Source organism: Rathayibacter iranicus NCPPB 2253 = VKM Ac-1602 (assembly GCF_003149025.1).
Lineage (GTDB): Bacteria > Actinomycetota > Actinomycetes > Actinomycetales > Microbacteriaceae > Rathayibacter > Rathayibacter iranicus.
This window is the reverse complement of sequence record NZ_QGDV01000025.1, coordinates 1-20,657: the sequence shown is the minus strand read 5'-3', so window position 1 is coordinate 20,657 and position 20,657 is coordinate 1. Positions and strand designations below refer to the sequence as shown.

The window sequence follows — 20,657 nt, the reverse complement described above, 5'->3', positions numbered from 1 at the left end:
CACAGCGTTGCAGCTCCTCGAGCTGCTTCGTCACCGCGACGTCCTGATCGACGAACGCGTCATCGGCGAACTCGTCCAGGTGCCACTCATCGAAGATTGCCTTGACCGACTGGGGCGCCGCCCACCCATTCCGCAGCTCACGGTGCTCCCACGGGAGCACATCTCAAAACATCTTGCCCGGATTCATGATCCCGAGCGGGTCGAAGACCGCCTTGATCCCCCGCTGAAGGGCCAGCGAATCGTCCCCGAGCTCCTCCGCGAGCCAGCGTCGCTTCAGCAGGCCGACGCCGTGCTCGCCGGTGAGAGTCCCACCGAGCGCGAGCGCCGTGCGGAAGAGTTCCGCCGCTGCCTCCCAGACGCCCTCACCGACGACATCAGTGCCCGCGGGCAGGACGAAGTTCGGGTGCAGGTTCCCGTCGCCGGCATGAGCGACCGTAGGGATACTCAGGCCGGTCCGCTCCTCTATCCCGCGGATCGCGGCGAACATCGCGGGGAGCGCCGAGCGGGGCACGCAGACGTCCTCGATCAACACATCGCCCTCTGCCTCGAGCGCCGGATGGAACGCGCGGCGCACGGCGAGCAGCGCCTCACCCTCCGCTGGATCCTCGGTGGCCTCCGCCTCGCCCCCGCAGGCCGTGACGATCTCGAGGATCCGCCGCGCCTCCTCCGCCGCTCCCCCGCCGTCTGTCTGTACGAGCAGGTAGGCCGATCCGCGATCGAGGCGAACGCCCGTGTAGCGCGCGATTGCCGCGAGCGCCGCCTCATCCATCAGCTCCATCACCGCCGGTCGGAGGCGCGCGGCGGTGATCGCGGCGGAGGCGGCGGCCGCAGCCACCACACTCGGGAAGTAGGCGCCGAGCGTGACCACGGGCCCGGCAGGGATCGGGCGCAGCTTGACGGTTGCCTCCACGATGACACCGAGGGTTCCCTCCGACCCCGTGAGTAGCGCCGTGAGGTCGTAGCCGGTGACGCCTTTCACGCTGCGCCGGCCGGTGCGCAGGAGGCGACCTCCGGGAAGGACGACGGCGAGGCCGAGCACCGCCTCACGGGTGACACCGTACTTGGCGCAGAGCAGGCCGCCCGCGTTCGTCGCGATGTTGCCGCCGATGCTCGAGATCGCCTTGCTCGCCGGGTCGGGGGAGAACACCAGTCCGGAGGGAGCTACGGCGTCCGAGAGCGCCTGATTGAGCACGCCCGGCTCGACCACCGCCAGCTCGTCCTCGAGTGAGATCTCGAGAATCCGGTCCATCGCTGCGGTCGAGACGACGAGCGCTCCTTCTGTCGCAATCGCCCCGGCGGCCACCCCCGTTCCAGCGCCCCGCGGGACCACGGGCACTCGGAATTCGGCGGCGAGCCTCAGGGCCGCCTGGACATCGGCCACGCTCTGCGCCTGCACCACAGCGAGTGCACGTCCCGGACTCGACCAGCCTGACTTGTCGGAGTGGACTGCCTCGAAGGCCGGACCGTCCGTGACGAGGCGCTCACCGAGGTCGTCTCCGAGACGCCGGAGGATGTCAGTCTCGCTCATGCGGCTCTCCTTGCGGGTGGTCAGTCAGCCGTCGCAAAGACGCGCAGACCGAGTGGAATGATGCGTACCGTCGCCTCGTCAAATCCGTCTGGGGCGCCGTCGAAGCACTCGGTTTCGCCGTCATGCGCCCACTCCGTATCCGCGCCCGCGGGTCGGCGAGCGCCGACGGTCATCTCGCGGGTCGAGAACGATTCCACCACGGGTGCGCGCCAACCGGGGATGCGCCCGAGCAGTGGGCTGGCGGTGCGTCCGAGAACGAGCGAGAAGGCGCCCCGTGTGCGGGGCGTGCGTCCAGAGTGCAGGATCCGCACGTCGAGGCACCCGTCGTCCAGTCGACGTCGGGCGAGCGGCGTCGCCGTGCGCGGATGCTCCTGGTTCACCCCGACGAAGTACGACCAGACACGGTCGATTCGCCCGTCCCGGCGCAGTTCGAAGGGATCGGTACTTCGAACGACGGAGAAAGCCGCGATCACGGCGGCGAGCGGCTTGCCGATCGACTTCTCGCGCTTCTCTCGCGCGGCGACGAATTCAGGGTAGACACCGATCGAGACCGTATTGAGCACTGTCACCGGCTCGCCGTCGTCGGCGACCACCTCGGCCACATCGACGTCACGGCGCTCGCCGAGAGTCGCCGCGTCCAGCGCGTCCTCCACGGTGAGCAGCCCCAACGCCTTGGCGAAGTGGTTCATCGTGCCCCCGGGTAGCACGAGCAGCGTCATCCCCTCCGCGCGCGCCACGGCGGCTCCGACCGACATGGTGCCGTCGCCCCCGTAGATGCCGAGCACCTCGGGAGGTGACGCGCCAGCCCGCGCGGACCGGACGACGTCGCCGAGATCCTCACCACCACTCAACCGGTGCACGCGCGCACGGGGGAAGCGGGACTGGATCAGCGGCGCCGGATCCGGTCGGTGCGAGTCGCGGCCAGCCCCGGGATTGAGCACCACCAGCAGGGTGGCGCCGTCGCCCAGCGGACGACGATCGACGGGTGGTCGACTGGCGCGCTCCGACACTGCGACGTGACGCGGGCGAGCGGGGACGACGAGCCTGCCGATCGTGGCGACTGCGGCGCCGAGAGTCGCTCCGCCGAGCACGTCCGAGAGCCAGTGCACTCCGACATACAGCCGCGAGAAGGCGACCACGGCGGCGAGCGGAGCGACAGCCGCGCCGGCCCGCGGCGACTCCAGCGCCACTCCCGTGGCGAAGGCGGCGGCGCTTGCCGCATGGCCAGAGGGGAACGACGGCGAGGTAGGCACCGTCGCGAGCCGACGACCGACCGGTACGTCGACCAGCAGCGGCCGATCGCCGCCGAACAGCCTCTTGCCCACCAGATTCGCGATCGCGCTGGCGACGGCGAGGGAGGCGGCGCCCCGCACCGCTTCGCGCGGGCGACCGGCCAGCACAAGCACGACACCGAGGCCCAGCCACAGGATGCCGTGATCGGCCGCGCGCGACGCTCCGACGAGTGCCCCATCGGCTACCGCGGACGAGTGACCCATGTTCAGGCGCCGCGCCGCGCGTGCATCCGCTCGTCGCACCACCCGAGGGATCATCACGAGCCGACGGAGCAGCACCGATGGGGGGCGGGTTCCGCGAAGGGCCATCTGCCCACAGTAGGAGCCAGCGCCTCCGCGGTCGCTGGGTCTGAGCTACACCTCGCCGAAGCCCGATTCGATGAGTGCGGCCAGGCGGCCGACCGCCTCCTCTGCCTGCGGCCCCCACGCCGACACAACGACCTCGTCGCCCCGGTCGAGCCCGAGCGCCATCACGCCGAGCAAACTTGTCGCATCTTTGCCGTTCACGTCGATGCGCGCGTCGAACGTGGTCGCCACCGTCACGAAGTCGGCGGCTGGCCTTGCATGCAGACCGTTGGGGTTGATCAGGCGGACGCGTCGCTGCGCGGGCTTGGCAGCGGGCTCGCCGACCGAGGGCGAGACGGCCGCCTCTCCGCGTGCAGCCGCTCCGCCTGCCGACTCCGCCGCCGCTAGTACAGAGTCGAGCGGCGCGCCCGTCCCCGCGGCCACCGCGGCTGCGACAGTCCCCTCGACGAGGGGTGCATCCGCGATCCGCACGCGCTCTCGCGCGGCGTCGTCGAGAAACTCCAGCGCCGTCTCCGCCGTCATGATTGCCGAGCCAAGATCGCAGAGTACGACGACGCCATCCCCCGAATCCGCCTCGCCGATCGCGACCGTGATCCGGTCGAAACTGGTGCCGATGCCACCGTCGTCCGTCCCGCCCGCGGCGATGAGCGAGACGGAGGCGACCATTTGCTCTGCGATGTCGACCAACCCCTCCGCCAGCCGCGCGCTGTGCGAAACGAGGACCAGACCGACGCTCATGCGGTCGCCTCGACCGCTGCACGCAGGAGCAGCACGGTCGACACGCTGCCGGGGTCGCGATGACCGATTGCTCGCTCGCCGAGGTAGCTGGCACGACCCTTTCGAGCGACGAGCGGATCCGTGGACTCGGCTCCCGTCTGCGCCGCATCGGCAGCAGCGGCGAGGACGGCCGAGCCAGCGGCTCCCCCGCCGGCCGATTCCGCGGCGGCCTCAACGGCTGGGGTCCACGCGTCCACCATCGTCTTGTCGCCCACCTCGGCTTTGCCGCGCAGCACGATACCGTCGCGTGCTGCGGTGAGCAGAGCGACGACATCGGAGCCATCCAGCGACTCCTTGCCCGCGACCGCTCCGGAAGCCTTGAGGAATGCCGTACCGAACAGGGGTCCGGATGCCCCGCCGACCGTCGAGATCAGTGTCGTCGCGACCAACTTCAGCACCTCAGCGGGCGTGGCCACGCCACCGGCAGCCTCCAACTTCGCGCGCACCGCCTGGAAGCCGCGATCCATGTTCTCCCCGTGATCGCCATCGCCGATCGCCCGATCGAGCGTAATCAACTCGACCCGGTGCTCCGCGATGGCTTCGGCCGCACGGCGGATCCACGCCATCGCCCACGCCACATCGAGCACTCCCGGTTCGTCCTGCATCGTCATGCCTTTCTCTTCGGTGGTCGTCCCCGTCATCGTCCCCACCGCAGCGCCGCCGTCTGCACCGGAGCATCCCACAGCGCGGTGAGCGCGTCATCGAGCTTGAGCACCGAGAGCGAGAACCCCTGCATCTCGAGCGAGGTCGTGTAGTTCCCGACCAGGCTCCGCGTCACGTTAAGGCCCTTCGCAGCCAGCGCCTCAGCTGCCCGGCGGTAGGCGATATACAGCTCGATCTGCGGCGTCCCGCCCATCCCGTTGACAAGCAGCAGCACGGTGTCGCCGGCGGAGAAGGGGAGGTCTTCGAGGATCGGCTCGAGGATCCGGTCCACGATCCGGTCGGCCGGCTCGAGAGGTATTTTCGCGCGCCCGGGCTCGCCGTGGATCCCGATACCGATCTCGATCTCGTCCTCGCCCAGCTCGAAGCTCGGCTCGCCGGCATGCGGCACAGTGCACGGCCTGAGGGCAACGCCCATCGACCGCACGTTCGCGACGACGGTCTCGGCGATCACCGCAACCTCATCTAGGGAATCGCCGCGCTCGGCGGCCGCCCCTGCGATCTTCTCCACGAGCACCGTGCCTGCTACGCCCCGTCGACCAGCCGTGTAGAGCGAATCTTTGACGGCGACGTCGTCGTCGACGATGACGGAACGGACCTCGACGCCCTCCGCGCCGGCGAGGTCGGCGGCGGTCTCGAAGTTCAGGACGTCTCCGGTGTAGTTCTTCACGATGTGGAGGACGCCGGCACCCCCGTCGACCGCCAGGGTCGCCGCCACGATCGGATCAGGGGTCGGCGAGGTGAAGACGGGCCCGGGAACCGCTGCGTCGAGCATCCCGAGGCCCACGAATCCTGCGTGCAGCGGCTCGTGCCCGCTCCCACCGCCGCTGACGATGCCGACCTTGCCCCGCCGCGGTGCGTCGACCCGCACGACGACGAGGGGATCCGCCTCCACACGCACCAGGTCGGCGTGAGCGAGGCCGAAGCCGGCCACCGACTCCGCCACGACGTTCTTCGGGTCGTTGATGAGCTTCTTCATTGAGGTCTCCTCCAGGGCCGGGCCACCACTCGGGAGTCCCGTCCTGCGAGCGATCCGGCATGTGATCGGTCATTGTCCGCACCGTTGCGAACAGCGCTCCCACGTTACGCCCTGTGCTCGAAAAGCCGGGGTTCGGATGCTGGGCGGCCTACTCGGCGCGCTGGGTCTCGCGCACCCACTCGTCGAGCTTCGCCGTGGCGGCGCCGGAGTCAACGGCGTCGGCGGCACGCGTCATCGCCTCCTGCAGGCGCTCGAGGATCGGCGTCCTGACGAGGCCGGGGTCCCGCGCGAGGTCGAAGGCAGCGAGCCCAGCGGCGGCGTTGAGGAGGACGATGTCGCGCACCGGGCCGCCATCGCCGCCGAGCACCGAGCGCACCACGCTCGCGTTGTAGGCGGCATCGCGCCCGCGCAACTCGTCGATCTGCGCGCGACGCAGGCCTAGATCGCGCGGGTCGAGGTCGTGCTCGACAACCGAACCGCGCGAGACTTCCCAGATGTGGCTATGACCGGTCGTCGTCAACTCGTCGAGCCCGTCGTCCCCGCGGAAGACGAGCGCTGTGGCTCCGCGGGTCTGGAACACACCGACGACGAGCGGAACGCGGTCGAGGTGAGCGACGCCGACGGCGGAGGCTTCCGGACGTGCCGGGTTGCAGAGCGGACCAAGAAAGTTGAAGACGGTGGGCACGCCCAGCTCAGCGCGGACCGCACCGGCGTGCCGGAATCCGGGGTGGAACATCGTCGCGAAGACGAAGGCCATGCCTGTGCGTCGAAAGACGTCCGCCACCCCCTCCGGCGAGAGGGTGAGATCGACTCCGAGTGCGGCGAGCACATCGGAGGACCCGGACGAGGAGGAGGCGGCCCTATTGCCGTGCTTGACCACCGGCGTTCCCGCCGCTGCCGCGATGATTGCCGCGGTCGACGAGATGTTGACGGTACCGAAGCAGTCTCCGCCTGTGCCCACGATGTCCAGCGCCATCGAATCGACATCTAACGGCACCGCATGATCGAGGATCGCGTCGCGAAAGCCCACGATCTCGTCCACGGTCTCGCCCTTCACTCGAAGAGCGACGAGAAGTCCAGCCAGCTGGGCGGGAGTCGCCGCCCCTTCCATGACCTGCTCCATCGCCCAGGTCGCCTCCGAGACACTCAAATCGGAGGACTCGAGGAGTGTGGTGAGAACGTGCGGCCAGGACAGGGTTTCCGACATGGCTCACAGATTATGCGACGAGGATCACCTACCGGGAAGTGCGACTTCCCACCCTGGCCATCGGCCATAATGGTCTGTGTGACGAGCACCTCTCTCTCCCCCACGGCCACCGCGCCCGTAGTGAACCGACCCAACCCGGTCGCGGTCGGAACGATCGTCTGGCTGGGCAGTGAGGTTATGTTCTTCGCGGGACTCTTCGCGATCTACTTCACCCTCCGCAGCACTTCCCCGGAGCTGTGGGGCGCCGAAACCGAGATCCTGAACGTGCCCTACGCGGGTGTGAACACCGTCATCCTCGTCGCATCCTCGTTCAGCTGCCAGTTCGGCGTGTTCGCCGCCGAGCGCCTGCAGCCGCGCGCGACGGGCCTCAGCCCGTTCAAGTGGGGCATGGTCGAGTGGTTCTTCCTCACCTACGCCCTCGGAGCGGTCTTCGTCTCGGGTCAGGTTCTCGAGTACGCCACTCTCGTCTCAGAGGGCGTCACACTCTCCAGTAACGCCTACGGCTCCGCCTTCTACCTGACGACCGGCTTCCATGCCCTGCACGTCACCGGCGGACTCATCGCCTTCCTCCTCATCATCGGCCGCGGGTTCGCGGTCAAGAACTTCGGCCACAAGGAGGCGACGAGCGCGATTGTCGTCTCTTACTACTGGCACTTCGTCGATGTCGTTTGGGTCGGCCTGTTCGCCGTCATCTACTTCCTCAAGTGACGCGCTCGCCGATGAACCACCACACTCCCGATCCCCGCAGGAAGGACGCCTCGATGGGCTCCCCGAAGACGAAGAGCCGAGCCAAGAGAGGTCGCCGCCATCCGCTGGCCACTCTGGCCCTGATCGCCATCGGCCTCGGGCTCACCGGTGGCACCTACGCAGCCGTCGGCGTCGCCACGGCGGCCTCCGCAGAGACGTCGGCCACTAGTCAGCAGACGATCGATCAGGGTTCCAAGCTCTTCGCCGCCAACTGCGCCACCTGCCACGGACTCGCTGCCGACGGCACCGATAACGCTCCGTCCCTGATCGGCGTTGGCGCCGCCTCCGTCGACTTCCAGGTCGGTACCGGCCGTATGCCGCTGCAGATGCAAGGCCCGCAGGCACTCGAGAAGCCAGTTCAGTTCACCGACGACGAGGTCGCGCAGCTCGCGGCTTACGTCGCGTCGCTGGCCCCCGGTCCCGCGATCCCCGAGGGCGAGGTCCTCGACGGACAGGGCGACAGCGCAAACGGCGCCGAGCTGTTCCGGATCAACTGCGCCATGTGCCACAACGTGGCGGGCGCGGGCGGTGCACTCACCGAGGGCAAGTTCGCTCCCGCGCTCAACGGAGTCACTGAGGCGCACATCTACGAGGCGATGGTCACCGGTCCGCAGAACATGCCGGTGTTCAACGACCTCAACATCTCGCCGGAGAACAAGCGCGACATCATCTCGTACCTCAAGTACATCGAGGCCAACCCGTCCCCCGGCGGGTTCGCGCTCGGCTCCCTCGGGCCGGTAGCGGAGGGCCTTTTCCTCTGGATCTTCGGACTCGGAGCGATCGTGGCCCTGACGGTGTGGATCACCGCTCGATCCAATTAGACGACTTCTGCGCTCTGACGGGCGCGAATGACCCACGGCACCGACTGGTGCCGACACGGCGTGAAAAGGAGAACCATGGCAGAGCACGATGAGGGTGGCAGCGACCTCGCCACCTCGTCGGCCACCGGGCACGGGACGGCTCAGGCCGGCACCGCGGTCGTAACGCGAGACCGCGTTCAGGACCCGGGTCTCCCGCCGCATCGCCCCCGGATGACCGATCTCGACCCCACGGTCGAGAAGCGTGCCGAGCGCACGGTGTACACGCTCTTCTACCTCTCCTTCGCAGGTTCACTGTTCGCAGTAGCCGCATATATGGCGTTCCCAATCACCGACGACGTCTCGTCGGTCCGCCTGAACACCCTGTTCATCGGCCTCGGCATGTCCCTCGCCCTCCTCGCCATCGGCATAGCGGCTGTCCACTGGGGCAAGCAGCTGATGTCGGACCACGAGGGCATCGACATCCGCCACCCCGTCCGCAGCGCGGAACCCACCCGCGCCCGCGCGCTCGAGATCTTCGACCAGTCCGATAAGGAGTCCGGTTTCGGCCGCCGCTCTCTCGTACGCAACAGCCTGATCGCATCGCTCGTCGTCTTCCCTCTACCCGCCGTCATCCTGTTCCGCGGTCTCGGACCGCAGAATGAGAATCCCGTCGCCCTCCTCAAGACCACACTGTGGACAGAGGGCACGAGACTCACCCTGGATCCGTCTGGAGCGCCGATCCTCGCATCGGACGTCACTCTCGGCTCCGCTTTTCACGTCATCCCTGAGGGCCTCAACGACGTCGAAGACAAGCTGGAGGAGAAGGCGAAAGCCGCCGTTCTCCTCATGCGCCTCAAGCCCGAAGACCTCACCGTCAGCGCCGGTCGCGAGACCTGGAACTATGACGGAATCGTCGCCTACTCCAAGATCTGCACGCATGTCGGCTGCCCCGTGGCGCTGTACGAGCAGCAGACCCACCACCTGCTGTGCCCGTGCCACCAGTCGCAATTCGACATCAAGCGCGAGGCCGAGGTCATCTTCGGCCCGGCGAAGCGTCCGCTTCCGCAGCTCCCCATCACCGTCGATGCCGAGGGATACCTGGTCGCCAGAAGCGACTTCACGGAGCCCGTCGGACCGTCCTTCTGGGAGCGATGACTCACATGTCCACCACCACCCCCTCACGCCCGTCCAGCTCCCCTGCGGAGCCCGACGACGGTGTCATTCTCGGAAGCGGCAAGTTCCAAAAGGGCTACGTCGGAGCGGCGTCGAACTACATTGACGAGCGCACCAGCATCTCCGCAGTCGTCAAGGAGTTCGGGCGCAAGATCTTCCCCGACCACTGGTCCTTCCTCCTCGGCGAGGTAGCGCTCTACAGCTTCGTCATCATCCTGCTGTCGGGGACCTTCCTCACCTTCTTCTTCCAGGCCTCGATGGTCGAAACGCACTACGAAGGCAGCTATCTGCCGCTCAAGGGCATCGAGATGTCAGCGGCCATGTCCTCGGCTCTCGACATCTCGTTCGATATCCGCGGTGGCCTACTCATGCGTCAGATCCACCACTGGGCGGCCCTGCTGTTCGTGGCCTCGATCGGCCTGCACATGCTCCGCATCTTCTTCACCGGAGCCTTCCGCAAGCCGCGCGAGCTCAACTGGGTGATCGGATTCGTCCTCTTCATCCTTGCGATGGCAGAGGGCTTCACCGGCTACTCCCTCCCCGATGATTTGCTGTCCGGTAACGGGCTGCGCATCATCGACGGCATGGTCAAGGGCATCCCGATCGTGGGGACGTGGATCTCGTTCCTCCTCTTCGGCGGCGAGTTCCCGGGCACCGATATTGTCGGCCGTCTCTACACGCTGCACATCCTGCTCCTGCCGGCGTTGGTACTCGCGTTCATCGCGCTGCACCTCGTGTTCGTGGTCGTGCACAAGCACACCCAGTTTCCCGGTGCCGGCAAGACGGAGCAGAACGTCGTCGGTTATCCGGTACTCCCGGTCTACGCCGCCAAGGCCGGTGGATTCTTCTTCATCGTCTTCGGCGTCGTCGTCCTGATCGCCTCCCTGTTCACGATCAACCCGATTTGGAACTACGGCCCGTACGACCCCTCCCCCGTGTCAGCGGGAACCCAGCCCGACTGGTACATCGGCTTCGCTGACGGTGCGCTGCGTCTGATTCCGCCGGGACTCGAATGGGCGATCCCCGGGATCGGCACGCTCTCGTTCAACATCCTGATCCCACTCGGTGGCCTGGGTCTCTTCATCGTCGCGGTCATGATGTACCCGTTCATCGAAGCGTGGATCACAGGTGATAAGCGCGAGCACCACCTGCTCGACCGCCCGCGCAACGCCGCGACGCGTACGGCGATCGGCGCAGCCGGAGTCAGTTTTTACGCTGTTCTCTGGGCCGCAGCATCCTCGGACATCATCGCTACGCACTTCCACCTCACGATGGAGGGCGTGATCCACACCCTGCAGTTCCTGCTTCTTGCGGGTCCGTTCATCGCCTACTTCATTACGAAGCGCATCTGCCTCGCGCTGCAGAAGAAGGATCGTGAGATCGCCCTGCACGGCTTCGAGTCCGGCCGTATCGTCCGCCTCCCCGGTGGCGAGTTCATCGAGGTGCACCAGCAGCTCGATGAGTACGAGCGCTGGAAGCTGGTTGGGCAGGACGAGTACGAGCCGCTCATGATCCGGCCGAACTCTCGTGGTCGTATTACGGCTCCGGAGCGCGTGCGCGCGGGCCTCTCCCGCTGGTTCTTCGAGGACCGCATCACTCCCGTCACGCAGAAGGAACTCGAAAGTTCTCACAGCGAGCACTGACTTCTCCGACATCGAAGGGCCCGGACGTTCACTCGTCCGGGCCCTTCGTCGTTGGCGGCACGGCTCTGCTCGATACAACCGCCCCGTTTCCCGAAACGCCCATCGAGACGGCGGGTGTATCGCCGTGAATCAATCACCGCGCCGGGAGTGGCCCAGCGTCGCGCAGAGTGCCGATCGTCACGTGGATGTCGAGGCCCATCACCCGTGACCAGGCCGATTTGGGTAGCAGTGGACCTGAGGAGCAGAGAGTCTCGGGGTGGGAATGAACGTCCCCGGATACGACGACGTCGACGTGCTTATCGGAGCTGACTACGGCAACCGCCTCTCTGTGGCGGGCGACTAGCGCCTCCGCCACCGCCGCAGCTAATGCAGTGAGATCGCGGTCGAAGTCGAACGCCTCGCGGAGGCTCACCCTCTTCACCCCATCCCGACGACCACGCCCGGGGTCGGCGTCAGGACCACAGCCCGACTCCTCACCGAAGTCTTCGGCAAAAAGTGCCCTCTCCGCATTCGCGGTCCTCCGGGACCCCGTCTCCCGCGCCTACTACGACCGTGGAGTTGCACATGGGAAACGCCACACCGAGGCTCACATCACCCTCGCACGCCGCCGCTGCGACGTCCTCCCGCCATAATCCGCGACGGTAGCCCCTACTCAACCCGAGCCCCACTGTCCGCCACCGCCGCAGCCTGACAAACCGTGTAGGGACACCCCCGAACGGACGAAAAGGCCGGGTGCGCAAGAGACATCCGTCTCGCGCACCCGGCCCTTAGCCGAGCGAGTCGCCCTACCGGGCGAAGTACCCGCGGTAGTACTCGTACACCCAGCCCGCGATCGCAACCAGAAACAGGCCGACGGCGATGTATGTAATCCAGAAGCCCACGGCAAGGCCCAGGAAGCCCAGCGCCGCGGAGCCACCGAGGATCAGCGGCCACCAACTCCACGGGCTGAAGAAGCCCAGCTCGGGATCGCCATCGTCGATGTCGGCATCGAGGCGGTCTTCGGGGAGTTCAGCGCCCTGCGCGCTATGCACTCGGCCGACGTAGAACGCGATGAACGCGCCCAGCACCGACGAGAGACCGATAGCGACCGCTCCGACCCACTCCACCTGGCCGGTGTCGATCAGCGACCAAGCAATGTACACGATGTCAGCGAGGAGAAAGAATCCGGCGAGGAGCCAGAACAGAGTGACGTTCGCGCGCATAGCCCTACTTCACCGTGCCTTCCGACTTGTCATATGTGGGGGCGTCTGGGGCATCCTTCGCCGGACCAATACCAACCGGGATGCCCGCCTCGGGGTGATTGAGATCGAAGGCAGGAGCCTCGCTACGGATGCGCGGGATAGACGTGAAGTTGTGCCGGGGCGGTGGGCAAGACGTCGCCCACTCGAGCGACCGGGAGAAGCCCCACGGGTCGTTCACCGTCACCTTGGGCGCCTTTCGGGCCGTGATGTACACGTTTAAGAAGAACGGGATCAACGAGACCGCGAGGATCATCGCTCCGACCGTCGACACCTGGTTCATCCAGGTGAAGCCGTCTTCGGGCAGGTAGCTCGCATAACGACGGGGCATGCCTACGACGCCGAGCCAATGCTGAATGAGGAAGGTGGTGTGGAAGCCGATGAACAGCAGCCAAAAGTGCCACTTGCCCAGCGTCTCGTTCAGCATCTTGCCCGTCCACTTGGGCCACCAAAAGTAGAAGCCCGAGAACATCGCGAACACGACGGTGCCGAACACGACGTAGTGGAAGTGCGCCACCACGAAATAGGAGTCGGACACGTGGAAGTCGAGAGGCGGCGACGCGAGGATCACGCCCGTCAGACCTCCGAAGGTGAAGGTGATCAAGAAGCCGATCGCCCAGATCATCGGAGTCTCGAACGTCACCGAGCCGCGCCACATCGTGCCGACCCAGTTGAAGATCTTCACGCCGGTCGGTACCGCAATGAGCATCGTCATTAGCGAGAAGAACGGCAGCAGGACGGAGCCGGTCACATACATGTGGTGCGCCCACACGGTGACGGAGAGGGCCGCGATGGAGATTGTCGCGTAGATCAGCGTCTTGTAGCCGAAGATCGGCTTGCGACTGAAGACCGGGAAGACCTCAGAGACAATGCCGAAGAACGGCAGCGCGATGATGTACACCTCGGGGTGTCCGAAGAACCAGAAGAGGTGCTGCCAGAGGAGGACACCGCCGTTGGCCGCATCGTAAATGTGAGCGTCGAAAACCCGGTCAGCCCCGAGGGCGAACATCGCGGCGGCGAGAACCGGGAAGGCGAGCAACACGAGAATCGATGTCACGAGGATGTTCCACGTGAAGATCGGCATCCGGAACATGGTCATGCCCGGGGCGCGCATCGTAATGACCGTAGTGATGAAATTGACCGCACCGAGAATCGTGCCGAAGCCCGAGAGCGCCAAGCCAAAGACCCAGAGATTGCCGCCCAACCCCGGCGAGAAAGTCGTGCTCGATAGTGGCGCGTAGGCGAACCATCCAAACGACGCTGCGCCCTGCGGAGTGACGAAGCCCGCGACAGCGATGAGCGAGCCGAAGCTGTAGAGCCAGTAGGCGAACGCGTTGAGGCGGGGAAAAGCGACGTCAGGTGCGCCGATCTGGAGCGGCATGAGGACATTGGCGAATCCGGCGAAGAGCGGCGTCGCGAACATCAGCAGCATGATCGTGCCGTGCATCGTGAAGAGCTGGTTGTACTGCTCGCGGGTCTCGACCACGTTGAGGCCGGGCTCGAAGAGCTGCGCACGGATGACCAGGGCCATCACACCGGCAATACAGAAGTAGATGAACGACGTGATCAGGTACATGAACCCGATGACCTTATGGTCGGTGGATGTCATCCACCGGACCAGGACGTTCGCCTTGCGCTGGACCGGTGGTATGCCGAACGCGCGGGTCGGGGCGGGTGCCGTAGCGGTGCTCATGCTCCCTTACTCCTCGTTCTCGGTGCGGGCCGGCGCGCCAGTGCCGGGCAAGTTGTTGTTGCGGTTGTACTCGGCGCCGAGCTGGCCTGTCTGGCCCGCGTCGCGCAACGACTGGATGTAGCCGTCGTACTCGCTCTGCGAGACGACCTTCACGTTGAAGAGCATCGCCGAGTGGTACTCACCGCAGAGCTCGGCGCACTTGCCGCTGTAGGTCCCCTCTTTGAGCGGCGTGACGTACATGTAGTTCGTCTTGCCGGGGATCATGTCCTTCTTGTACAGGAAGTCGACGACCCAGAAGGAGTGGATGACGTCGCGCGCGTCGAGCTGGAGCTTGATCTTCTTTCCAACCGGCAGATACAGGGTCGGAACCTCGGACTCGACGAGTGAGCCGGCCGCGGCGCCGCCCTCCCGGTACTGGCCCTGGATACCGGCCGAGTAGACGTCCTCGTCCACGTAGTTGAAGTCCCACGCCCACTGCTTGCCGTACACCTGGATGGTCTCATCCGGGTCGTCGTAAGGCTGCTCGATCGCGGCCTGATCCCTGGCGGTGAAGGCGAAGAAGCCGATCACGAGGATCAGCGGCACGATCGTGTAGAAGATCTCGATCGGCATGTTGTAACGCAGCTGAACTGGAAGACCGGTCTGCCCTTTGCGGCGCCGGTAGACGACCACCGCCCAGATCGTGAGGCCCCACGTGACGACGCCGACGGCAAGGAGGACGATCCAGGAGGTGACCCAGAGCCCGATGACCCGGTCGACGTGGTTCGTCGTACCGGGTTCGGTGGGCAGCCAGCCCTGGAGCTGCTCCTGGGTGCAGCCCGCGAGGACGAGGGCGAGGGCTCCTGCGATGGGGGCAGCGACCCATCTGCGGATACGGCGATTGAAGCGCACCGGTGACCTTTCGGAAGACTGGGGACCAGTTCACACGAAACTGTATTAGACCGGCCCCAGCCTACCCTTCCCCTCCGGCTCCTCGGCGCACGGCGGGGTGCTCTTGACCTCGTGACCGTCTGGTGCAGTCACGAACGGCGAGTGCCGGTTCGCGTCAGTGGAAGCTGTCGCCGCAGGCGCAGCTGCCGCCCGCGTTGGGGTTATCGATAGTGAAACCCTGCTTCTGGATCGTGTCCTCGAAGTCGATCGAGGCGCCGTCGAGGTAGGGCACGCTCATCTTGTCGACAACGAGGCCGACGCCTTCGAACTCCACCGCCGCATCGCCGTCGAGGGTGCGCTCGTCAAAATAGAGCTGGTAGATGAGGCCGGAGCATCCGCCCGGCTGTACGGCGACCCGCAGGCGGAGGTCGTCGCGGCCCTCCTGCTCGAGCAGGCTTTTCACCTTGGCTGCCGCAGTCGGGGTCATCGAGACGCCGTGTGCCGTGCTGGGCTGGGCGACCGGAGCCACTGTCTGGTCAATCAGTGTCGTGTCTGTCATGTCACTCCTCGGGGGAACGGGTGGATCGGTCGACGTATCTGTCGAGAGTGTACGTCTGTAACCCGGGCGCCGCCCAGGATATTCCTGGCCGGCGTGCGGCCGTCAGCCGCGATGAGCGACGGCGCGGAGCAGGAACAGCGCCTCCGTCTGCGCGGCCCGCTTGAACACGCCCAGGTGCAGCGACTCGTTCGGGCTGTGAGCGCGGGAATCCGGGTCCTCCACCCCGGTCACGAGGATCTGGGCCTCAGGGAACTCCCGGACGAGATCGGCGATGAACGGGATGCTGCCACCGATTCCCGTTTCGAGCGGCTCCCTTCCCCAGGCATCCGCCATCGCGCCTTTGACAAGGTCGACGGCCCACCCCGAGGCGTCCACGAGGAACGGATTCCCCGTGTCGACGTCGTCGAGGGAGAGGTGTGCTCCGAACGGAGCGTTCGCGCGCAGGTGCCGCTCAATGGCGGCAAAGGCTTCCGCCGCCTCCTGGCCGGGAGCGACGCGAGCACTGATCTTCACGCGCACCGAGGGGGTGAGAGTGTTCGACGCGTCGAGGACGCTCGGCGCATCAATTCCGGTCACGGTGATCGCCGGCTTCGACCACGTGCGCGAGAGGATCGGTCCGGTCCCGATCGGCGAGACGCCATCGAGCAGACCTGAGTCGCGGCGCAGGTCGGCCTCCGTGGTCTCCGGGACCGCTCCGTCGTGCTCGGTCAGCCCAGCCACCGCCACCGAGCCGTCCTCCGTCCACAGCGTTGAGAGCAGGCGCACCGCGGCAAGCATCGCGTCGGGCACGGCGCCGCCGAGCATCCCCGAATGAGAGGCGTGGTCGAGCGTGCTGATCGTGAGGGTGAGGGTGACGGTGCCGCGCAACCCGACAGTGAGCGCCGGAGTGTCCACGTCCCAGTTATCGCTGTCTGCGACGATGATCGCGTCGGCGCGCAAGGCGTCGTGGTGCTCGCGCAGGAACGTCGAGAAGGACCGGGAGCCGAACTCCTCCTCCCCCTCGATGAAGAGGACGAGCCCGAGGTCGTGGTCATCGCCAGCCACCTCGCGGAGCGCGCGCACGGCGGCGAGGTGCGAGACCACCCCGGCCTTGTCATCGGCGGCGCCACGGCCGAACAGGCGATTGCCGCGCACGGTCGGCTCGAACGGAGGTGTTTCCCACGCCTCCTCGGCGCCCTGCGGCTGGACGTCGTGGTGCGCGTAGAGGAGGACGGTGGGCGCTCCGTTGCGCGCGGCACGAGTCGCCAAGACGGCCGGTTGGCCGAGCACGCCGGAGTCGCCGATTTCGGAGCTGCGAATCGAGACCTCATCGAAGACACCGGTCTCGCGGGCGAGCTCGGCGATCGCCTCAGCGCTGGCCGCCACCCGCGTCGCGTCGAAGCCATCCCAGGACACGGACGGAATGCGCACCAGCTGCCCGAGCTGGGCAAGCGAGCGGGGCAAATCGTCCTGTACAGCGGTGAGGACGGCCTCCTCGGCCAAGGAGAGGACGGACGGAGTGAGAGCGTCGTGAGCCATGGAGGTAATCTTAAGAGATCCCCGATTTCAAGGACGTTCCCGTGGCTAAACACCCGATCGCAACTGACACGCCCGACGACGCCAACACTCCCGGCATCGGCAAGGGGCGGCCGACGCCGACGCGGCGCGAGCAGGAGCTGGCCCGGAAGCGTCCGCTGGTCGTCACCGACCGCAAGCAGGCGGCCCGGGACGCCCGCGAGAAGGCCGCCGTCGCACGCGAACAGGCTCGCCTCGGCCTCGCAGCCGGGGACCAGCGCTACCTGCCGCTGCGCGACAGAGGTCCGCAGCGCAAGTTCATCCGCGACTGGGTCGACGCGCGATTCAGCCTCGGCGAGTTCCTCATCCCCGTGATGGTCATCGTGCTCCTGCTCAGCTTTTTCCCCCAGCCCGAGCTACAGTCAGCCTCGCTCCTCATCATCTGGGTCTTCTTCCTCATCGCGGTGATCGACTGCATTTTCCTCGGCACCAGGATGCGCCGGAAGCTCGCCGAGCGCTTCGGGGCCGACAAGGTCGAGAAGGGCGTCCGCTGGTACGCCGCGACGCGCGCCCTTCAGCTGCGTGTGATGCGCCTTCCCAAGCCGCAGGTGAAGCGCGGCGCTTTTCCCGAGTGACGGCCGAGCCTGCCCGCATGTTCTTGCCGAGTTGCGCCTCTCGTCGCCGAGGGCGGGTGCAACGACTCAGGAAGCAGTGCGGGCGAGCCCGCGACTGATCTGGTGTGCCCAGAGAGGGCCCCGGTAGACGAAGCCAGAGTAGCCCTGCACCAGGGAGGCGCCCGCGTCGAGGCGCTCGCGGACATCGGCTGCGGTCTCGATTCCGCCGACCGAGATCACGCAGAAATCGGCGGGGACGACGGCACGGACCAGGCGCAGCACCTCGAGCGAGCGAGCGGCGAGCGGAGCGCCCGAGAGACCACCGGCTCCGGCTGCCTCGACGACAGCGGGATCAGCGCTCAGGCCCTCGCGCGAGATCGTCGTGTTGGTGGCAATGATGCCGCGAAGGCCCAGGCGCACCGCGAGTTCCGCGACACCGCTGACCTCGCCATCCTCGAGGTCGGGGGCGATCTTCACCAGGAGGGGTGTCGGATCCGCGGCACCCTTGACCGCAGCCAGCAGCGGCTCCAGCTTGTCGATCTCCTGCAGGCCGCGCAGTCCCGGCGTATTGGGCGAGCTGACATTGACCACCAGATAGTCGGCCAGTGGTGCCAGGAGCCGGGTGCTGATCAGGTAGTCCTCGATCGCGTCATCGACGGCGACGACCCGGCTCTTTCCGATATTTACGCCAATGATGGGCCGTCGGCGAGCCTTTCGAAGGCGCATCAGACGGCGGGCGGCCTCCTCGGCCCCGTGATTGTTGAAGCCCATACGGTTGAGAAGAGCCCGGTCGGCAATGAGCCGAAAGAGACGTGGGCGCTCGTTACCGGGCTGCGGGCGAGCGGTCAGCGTTCCGACCTCGACGTGTCCGAAGCCGAGTGCGCCGAGGCCGAGAACCGCCGTCGCGTCCTTGTCGAACCCTGCCGCCATGCCGAACGGTGTCTCGAAGCGTAGGCCGAGCGCCTCGACCGAGAGGTCGGCGGCCGGCGCAGTACAGCGGCGAGCGAGCGGAGCAGCGAATCTAAGGGCACGGATCATCGAGAAAGCGAGGTGATGCGCCTGCTCGGGGTCGAGGCGGCTCAGGAACGCGCGAAACAGCAGCGGGTACACGGAGTCTCAAATCGCGTCGTCGTGGAGTGTGGCGGTGCGCTCGGTGCGGAGCAGGGTGATCGCGGATTCGAAGTCGTCCAGGGAGTCGAAGGCCTGGTAGACGCTGGCGAAGCGCAGGTACGCGACCTCGTCGAGCTCGCGCAGTGGGGCGAGAATCGCGAGGCCGATATCGTTCGCGTCAATCTGGGAGGCCCCGGTCGAGCGGATGTGCTCCTCCACCCGCTGGGCGAGCACCGCCAGGTCGGAGTCGGTAACCGGCCGGCCCTGGCAGGCCTTCCGGACCCCGCTGACGATCTTCTCCCGACTGAACGGCTCGACGACGCCGCTGCGCTTGATCACGACAAGGCTCGCGGTCTCGGTAGTCGAGAACCTGCGGCCGCAGGACGGGCATTGGCGGCGGCGGCGGATGGAGAGGCCGTCATCACTCGTTCGCGAGTCGATCACGCGGGAGTCGGGGTGCCTGCAAAAGGGGCAGAACATCGGAGCCTTTCCAGGTCAGGCGAAGCGAGCGTCGACGGCGTCACCGTGAGCGGGCAGCGCCTCGGCGTCGCTGAGGACGCGAATGTGCGGGGCGACCCGTTCGAGTGCCGCGCGATCGTAAGAGATCAGCTGCTGCGGCCGCAGGAACGTGTACGCGCCGAGTCCGGAGGAGAAACGTGCTTGACCCAGCGTCGGCAGGACGTGGTTGGAACCTGCGAGGTAGTCGCCAAGGCTGACCGGCGTGGTCGGGCCGAGGAAGATCGCGCCGGCGTCGTGGATCAGCCCGGCCGTGGCCTCGGGGTCGACTGTGTGCAGCTCAAGATGTTCTGGGCCGTAAGCGTCACTGAATGCGCATGCGAGGTCGAGGTCATCCACGATCACGAGCGCCGACTGGGGGCCGTTCAGGGCGATTGTCACGCGCTCAGCGTGGTGGGTCGTAGCGGCTTGCTCAGCGATCTCTCGCCCGACGGCGGCGGCGAGTTCGGCACTGTTGGTGACCAGGACGGCGGAGGCGGCTTCGTCGTGTTCAGCCTGGCTGACCAGGTCAGCGGCGACGAGGCGCGCGTCGGCAGAGTCGTCGGCGATCACCAGGATCTCGGTCGGGCCGGCCTCGGAGTCGATGCCGACCTGACCCACCACCTGGCGCTTCGCGGTGGTGACCCAGATGTTGCCGGGCCCGGTGATGATGTTGACGGGGTCGAGGCCGATGGAGTCGATCCCGTAGGCCAACGCAGCGATGGCGCCCGCGCCTCCGGCCGCATAGACCTCGTCGATACCCAGGAGGGCCGCGGCCGCGAGGATCGTCGGGTGCACGGCTCCACCAAACGCCTTCTGCGGTGGTGAGACGAGGGCGATGGAGGCGACTCCGGCCGCCTGCGCGGGCACGACGTTCATGATGACGCTGGACGGGTAGACAGCCTTGCCGCCGGGGACATAGAGGCCGGCGCGGGCGACGGGCTGCCAGCGCTGAGTGACGGTGGCGCCGTCATCGAGTTCCGTCGTGCGGGGCGGCGGGATCTGCGCGACGCTGGCGCGGCGGACGCGGGTGATCGCCTCCTCGAGGGCACGGCGGATAGCCGGAGCGAGCCGGTCGAGAGCGTCGGCAATCTGCTCGGCCGGGACGCGCAGGTGCGGCGGGCGGACTCCGTCCATGCGCTCAGACTGATCGAGCAGTGCCTCGGCTCCGCGCTTACGGACGTCAGCGATCAACTCAGCGACGACCGGTCCGACTGCCGCGGAGGTCCCCGGATTGCGGGGCACGAGCGCGAGCAACTCGGCGGCGGAGGGACGACGGCCGCGGAGGTCGAGGGTCTGAATCATGGCGCCGCCAGTCTACCGGCCGCCTCCGCCCCCTCTCCCCGCCCCCACCGAGTCTCACGCCGCCGCCCCTCGCCCCGTTACTTTGTTCATGCCCGCTGGGAAGTGGTTCTGGTGGGTGGCCTGCTGGGCTCGGCATGATCGTGTGCCCCCTGTCGTTCGTATGATCT

At 66.9% G+C, this 20,657-nt stretch carries 20 protein-coding genes and 1 pseudogene; 6 read left to right on the top strand and 15 right to left on the bottom strand.

Going from position 1 to position 20,657, the window contains the following annotated elements; all coding sequences use genetic code 11:
* Positions 1-163: 163 nt before the first annotated feature.
* The 6 genes from B0H03_RS15435 to trpD all read right to left on the bottom strand — a co-directional run bounded on the left by B0H03_RS15435 (position 164) and on the right by trpD (position 6,749).
* The gene (locus B0H03_RS15435) at positions 164-1,528 is read right to left on the bottom strand and encodes an FAD-binding oxidoreductase (protein WP_104264124.1); all 1,365 of its coding nucleotides are present in this window, start codon (positions 1,526-1,528) and stop codon (positions 164-166) included.
* 20 nt (positions 1,529-1,548) lie between these two features.
* Positions 1,549-3,129 (bottom strand): bifunctional phosphatase PAP2/diacylglycerol kinase family protein, encoded by a 1,581-nt coding sequence (locus B0H03_RS15430; protein ID WP_165827997.1) that lies wholly within the window; start codon positions 3,127-3,129, stop codon positions 1,549-1,551.
* 45 nt (positions 3,130-3,174) lie between these two features.
* Positions 3,175-3,864, bottom strand: a complete 690-nt coding sequence (gene dhaM, locus B0H03_RS15425; RefSeq protein WP_104264123.1) for a dihydroxyacetone kinase phosphoryl donor subunit DhaM — start codon at positions 3,862-3,864, stop codon at positions 3,175-3,177.
* Positions 3,861-4,514, bottom strand: coding sequence for a dihydroxyacetone kinase subunit DhaL (dhaL, locus tag B0H03_RS15420; protein ID WP_237399480.1), 654 nt, complete (start codon positions 4,512-4,514; stop codon positions 3,861-3,863). The genes dhaM and dhaL overlap by 4 nt, the downstream gene beginning before the upstream one ends.
* A 26-nt stretch (positions 4,515-4,540) precedes the next feature.
* A complete protein-coding gene (gene dhaK / locus B0H03_RS15415; RefSeq protein ID WP_104264122.1) occupies positions 4,541-5,542 on the bottom strand; it encodes a dihydroxyacetone kinase subunit DhaK in 1,002 nt (333 codons plus the stop codon).
* 148 nt (positions 5,543-5,690) lie between these two features.
* Positions 5,691-6,749, bottom strand: a complete 1,059-nt coding sequence (gene trpD / locus B0H03_RS15410; protein WP_104264121.1) for an anthranilate phosphoribosyltransferase — start codon at positions 6,747-6,749, stop codon at positions 5,691-5,693.
* A gap of 69 nt (positions 6,750-6,818) precedes the next feature.
* On the opposite strand from trpD, the gene ctaE reads away from it, so the two are divergent.
* The 4 genes from ctaE (at position 6,819) to qcrB (ending at position 11,112) form a co-directional block, all read left to right on the top strand.
* Complete coding sequence (gene ctaE, locus B0H03_RS15405; protein ID WP_104264120.1) at positions 6,819-7,457, top strand: aa3-type cytochrome oxidase subunit III; 639 nt, start codon at positions 6,819-6,821, stop codon at positions 7,455-7,457.
* Between the two features lie 53 nt (positions 7,458-7,510).
* Positions 7,511-8,317, top strand: coding sequence for a cytochrome bc1 complex diheme cytochrome c subunit (gene qcrC, locus B0H03_RS15400; RefSeq protein ID WP_104264119.1), 807 nt, complete (start codon positions 7,511-7,513; stop codon positions 8,315-8,317).
* Positions 8,318-8,392: 75 nt separating this feature from the next.
* The gene (gene qcrA, locus B0H03_RS15395; protein WP_104264118.1) at positions 8,393-9,451 is read left to right on the top strand and encodes a cytochrome bc1 complex Rieske iron-sulfur subunit; all 1,059 of its coding nucleotides are present in this window, start codon (positions 8,393-8,395) and stop codon (positions 9,449-9,451) included.
* Between the two features lie 5 nt (positions 9,452-9,456).
* Positions 9,457-11,112 (top strand): cytochrome bc1 complex cytochrome b subunit, encoded by a 1,656-nt coding sequence (qcrB, locus tag B0H03_RS15390; RefSeq protein ID WP_104264117.1) that lies wholly within the window; start codon positions 9,457-9,459, stop codon positions 11,110-11,112.
* A gap of 133 nt (positions 11,113-11,245) precedes the next feature.
* On the opposite strand, the gene B0H03_RS16310 is transcribed toward qcrB, so the two are convergent.
* Positions 11,246-11,524: a hypothetical protein gene (locus B0H03_RS16310; RefSeq protein WP_127843870.1), complete on the bottom strand. Its 279-nt coding sequence runs from the start codon at positions 11,522-11,524 to the stop codon at positions 11,246-11,248.
* Here B0H03_RS16310 and B0H03_RS17195 point away from each other — a divergent pair.
* Positions 11,486-11,803, top strand: a pseudogene (locus tag B0H03_RS17195) (IS110 family transposase); the annotation flags it as partial. The gene B0H03_RS16310 and the pseudogene B0H03_RS17195 overlap by 39 nt on opposite strands.
* A gap of 94 nt (positions 11,804-11,897) precedes the next feature.
* Here B0H03_RS17195 and B0H03_RS15385 read toward each other — a convergent pair.
* From B0H03_RS15385 to B0H03_RS15365, 5 genes are all read right to left on the bottom strand, one after another.
* The gene (locus B0H03_RS15385) at positions 11,898-12,314 is read right to left on the bottom strand and encodes a cytochrome c oxidase subunit 4 (protein WP_104264116.1); all 417 of its coding nucleotides are present in this window, start codon (positions 12,312-12,314) and stop codon (positions 11,898-11,900) included.
* Between the two features lie 4 nt (positions 12,315-12,318).
* Positions 12,319-14,043 (bottom strand): aa3-type cytochrome oxidase subunit I, encoded by a 1,725-nt coding sequence (gene ctaD / locus B0H03_RS15380; protein ID WP_104264115.1) that lies wholly within the window; start codon positions 14,041-14,043, stop codon positions 12,319-12,321.
* Positions 14,044-14,049: 6 nt separating this feature from the next.
* Entirely contained in the window at positions 14,050-14,934 is an 885-nt protein-coding gene (ctaC, locus tag B0H03_RS15375; protein ID WP_104264114.1) for an aa3-type cytochrome oxidase subunit II, read from the bottom strand.
* 154 nt (positions 14,935-15,088) lie between these two features.
* The gene (gene erpA / locus B0H03_RS15370; protein WP_104264113.1) at positions 15,089-15,472 is read right to left on the bottom strand and encodes an iron-sulfur cluster insertion protein ErpA; all 384 of its coding nucleotides are present in this window, start codon (positions 15,470-15,472) and stop codon (positions 15,089-15,091) included.
* 102 nt (positions 15,473-15,574) lie between these two features.
* Complete coding sequence (locus tag B0H03_RS15365; RefSeq protein WP_104264112.1) at positions 15,575-16,990, bottom strand: dipeptidase; 1,416 nt, start codon at positions 16,988-16,990, stop codon at positions 15,575-15,577.
* Between the two features lie 41 nt (positions 16,991-17,031).
* On the opposite strand from B0H03_RS15365, the gene B0H03_RS15360 reads away from it, so the two are divergent.
* The gene (locus tag B0H03_RS15360) at positions 17,032-17,601 is read left to right on the top strand and encodes a DUF3043 domain-containing protein (RefSeq protein ID WP_181075015.1); all 570 of its coding nucleotides are present in this window, start codon (positions 17,032-17,034) and stop codon (positions 17,599-17,601) included.
* Between the two features lie 66 nt (positions 17,602-17,667).
* Here the strand turns inward: B0H03_RS15360 and B0H03_RS15355 are convergent, their stop codons facing one another.
* Genes B0H03_RS15355 through hisD form a run of 3 tightly spaced genes read right to left on the bottom strand, consistent with a single transcriptional unit; the run spans position 17,668 to position 20,490 of the window.
* Entirely contained in the window at positions 17,668-18,690 is a 1,023-nt protein-coding gene (locus tag B0H03_RS15355) for a quinone-dependent dihydroorotate dehydrogenase (RefSeq protein WP_104264110.1), read from the bottom strand.
* A gap of 6 nt (positions 18,691-18,696) precedes the next feature.
* Positions 18,697-19,170 carry a transcriptional regulator NrdR gene (gene nrdR / locus B0H03_RS15350; RefSeq protein ID WP_104264109.1) on the bottom strand — a complete coding sequence of 158 codons (474 nt, stop codon included), beginning with the start codon at positions 19,168-19,170 and terminating at the stop codon, positions 18,697-18,699.
* Positions 19,171-19,185: 15 nt separating this feature from the next.
* On the bottom strand, positions 19,186-20,490 hold the full coding sequence (hisD, locus tag B0H03_RS15345) for a histidinol dehydrogenase (protein WP_104264108.1): 1,305 nt from the start codon (positions 20,488-20,490) through the stop codon (positions 19,186-19,188).
* Positions 20,491-20,657: the final 167 nt, after the last annotated feature.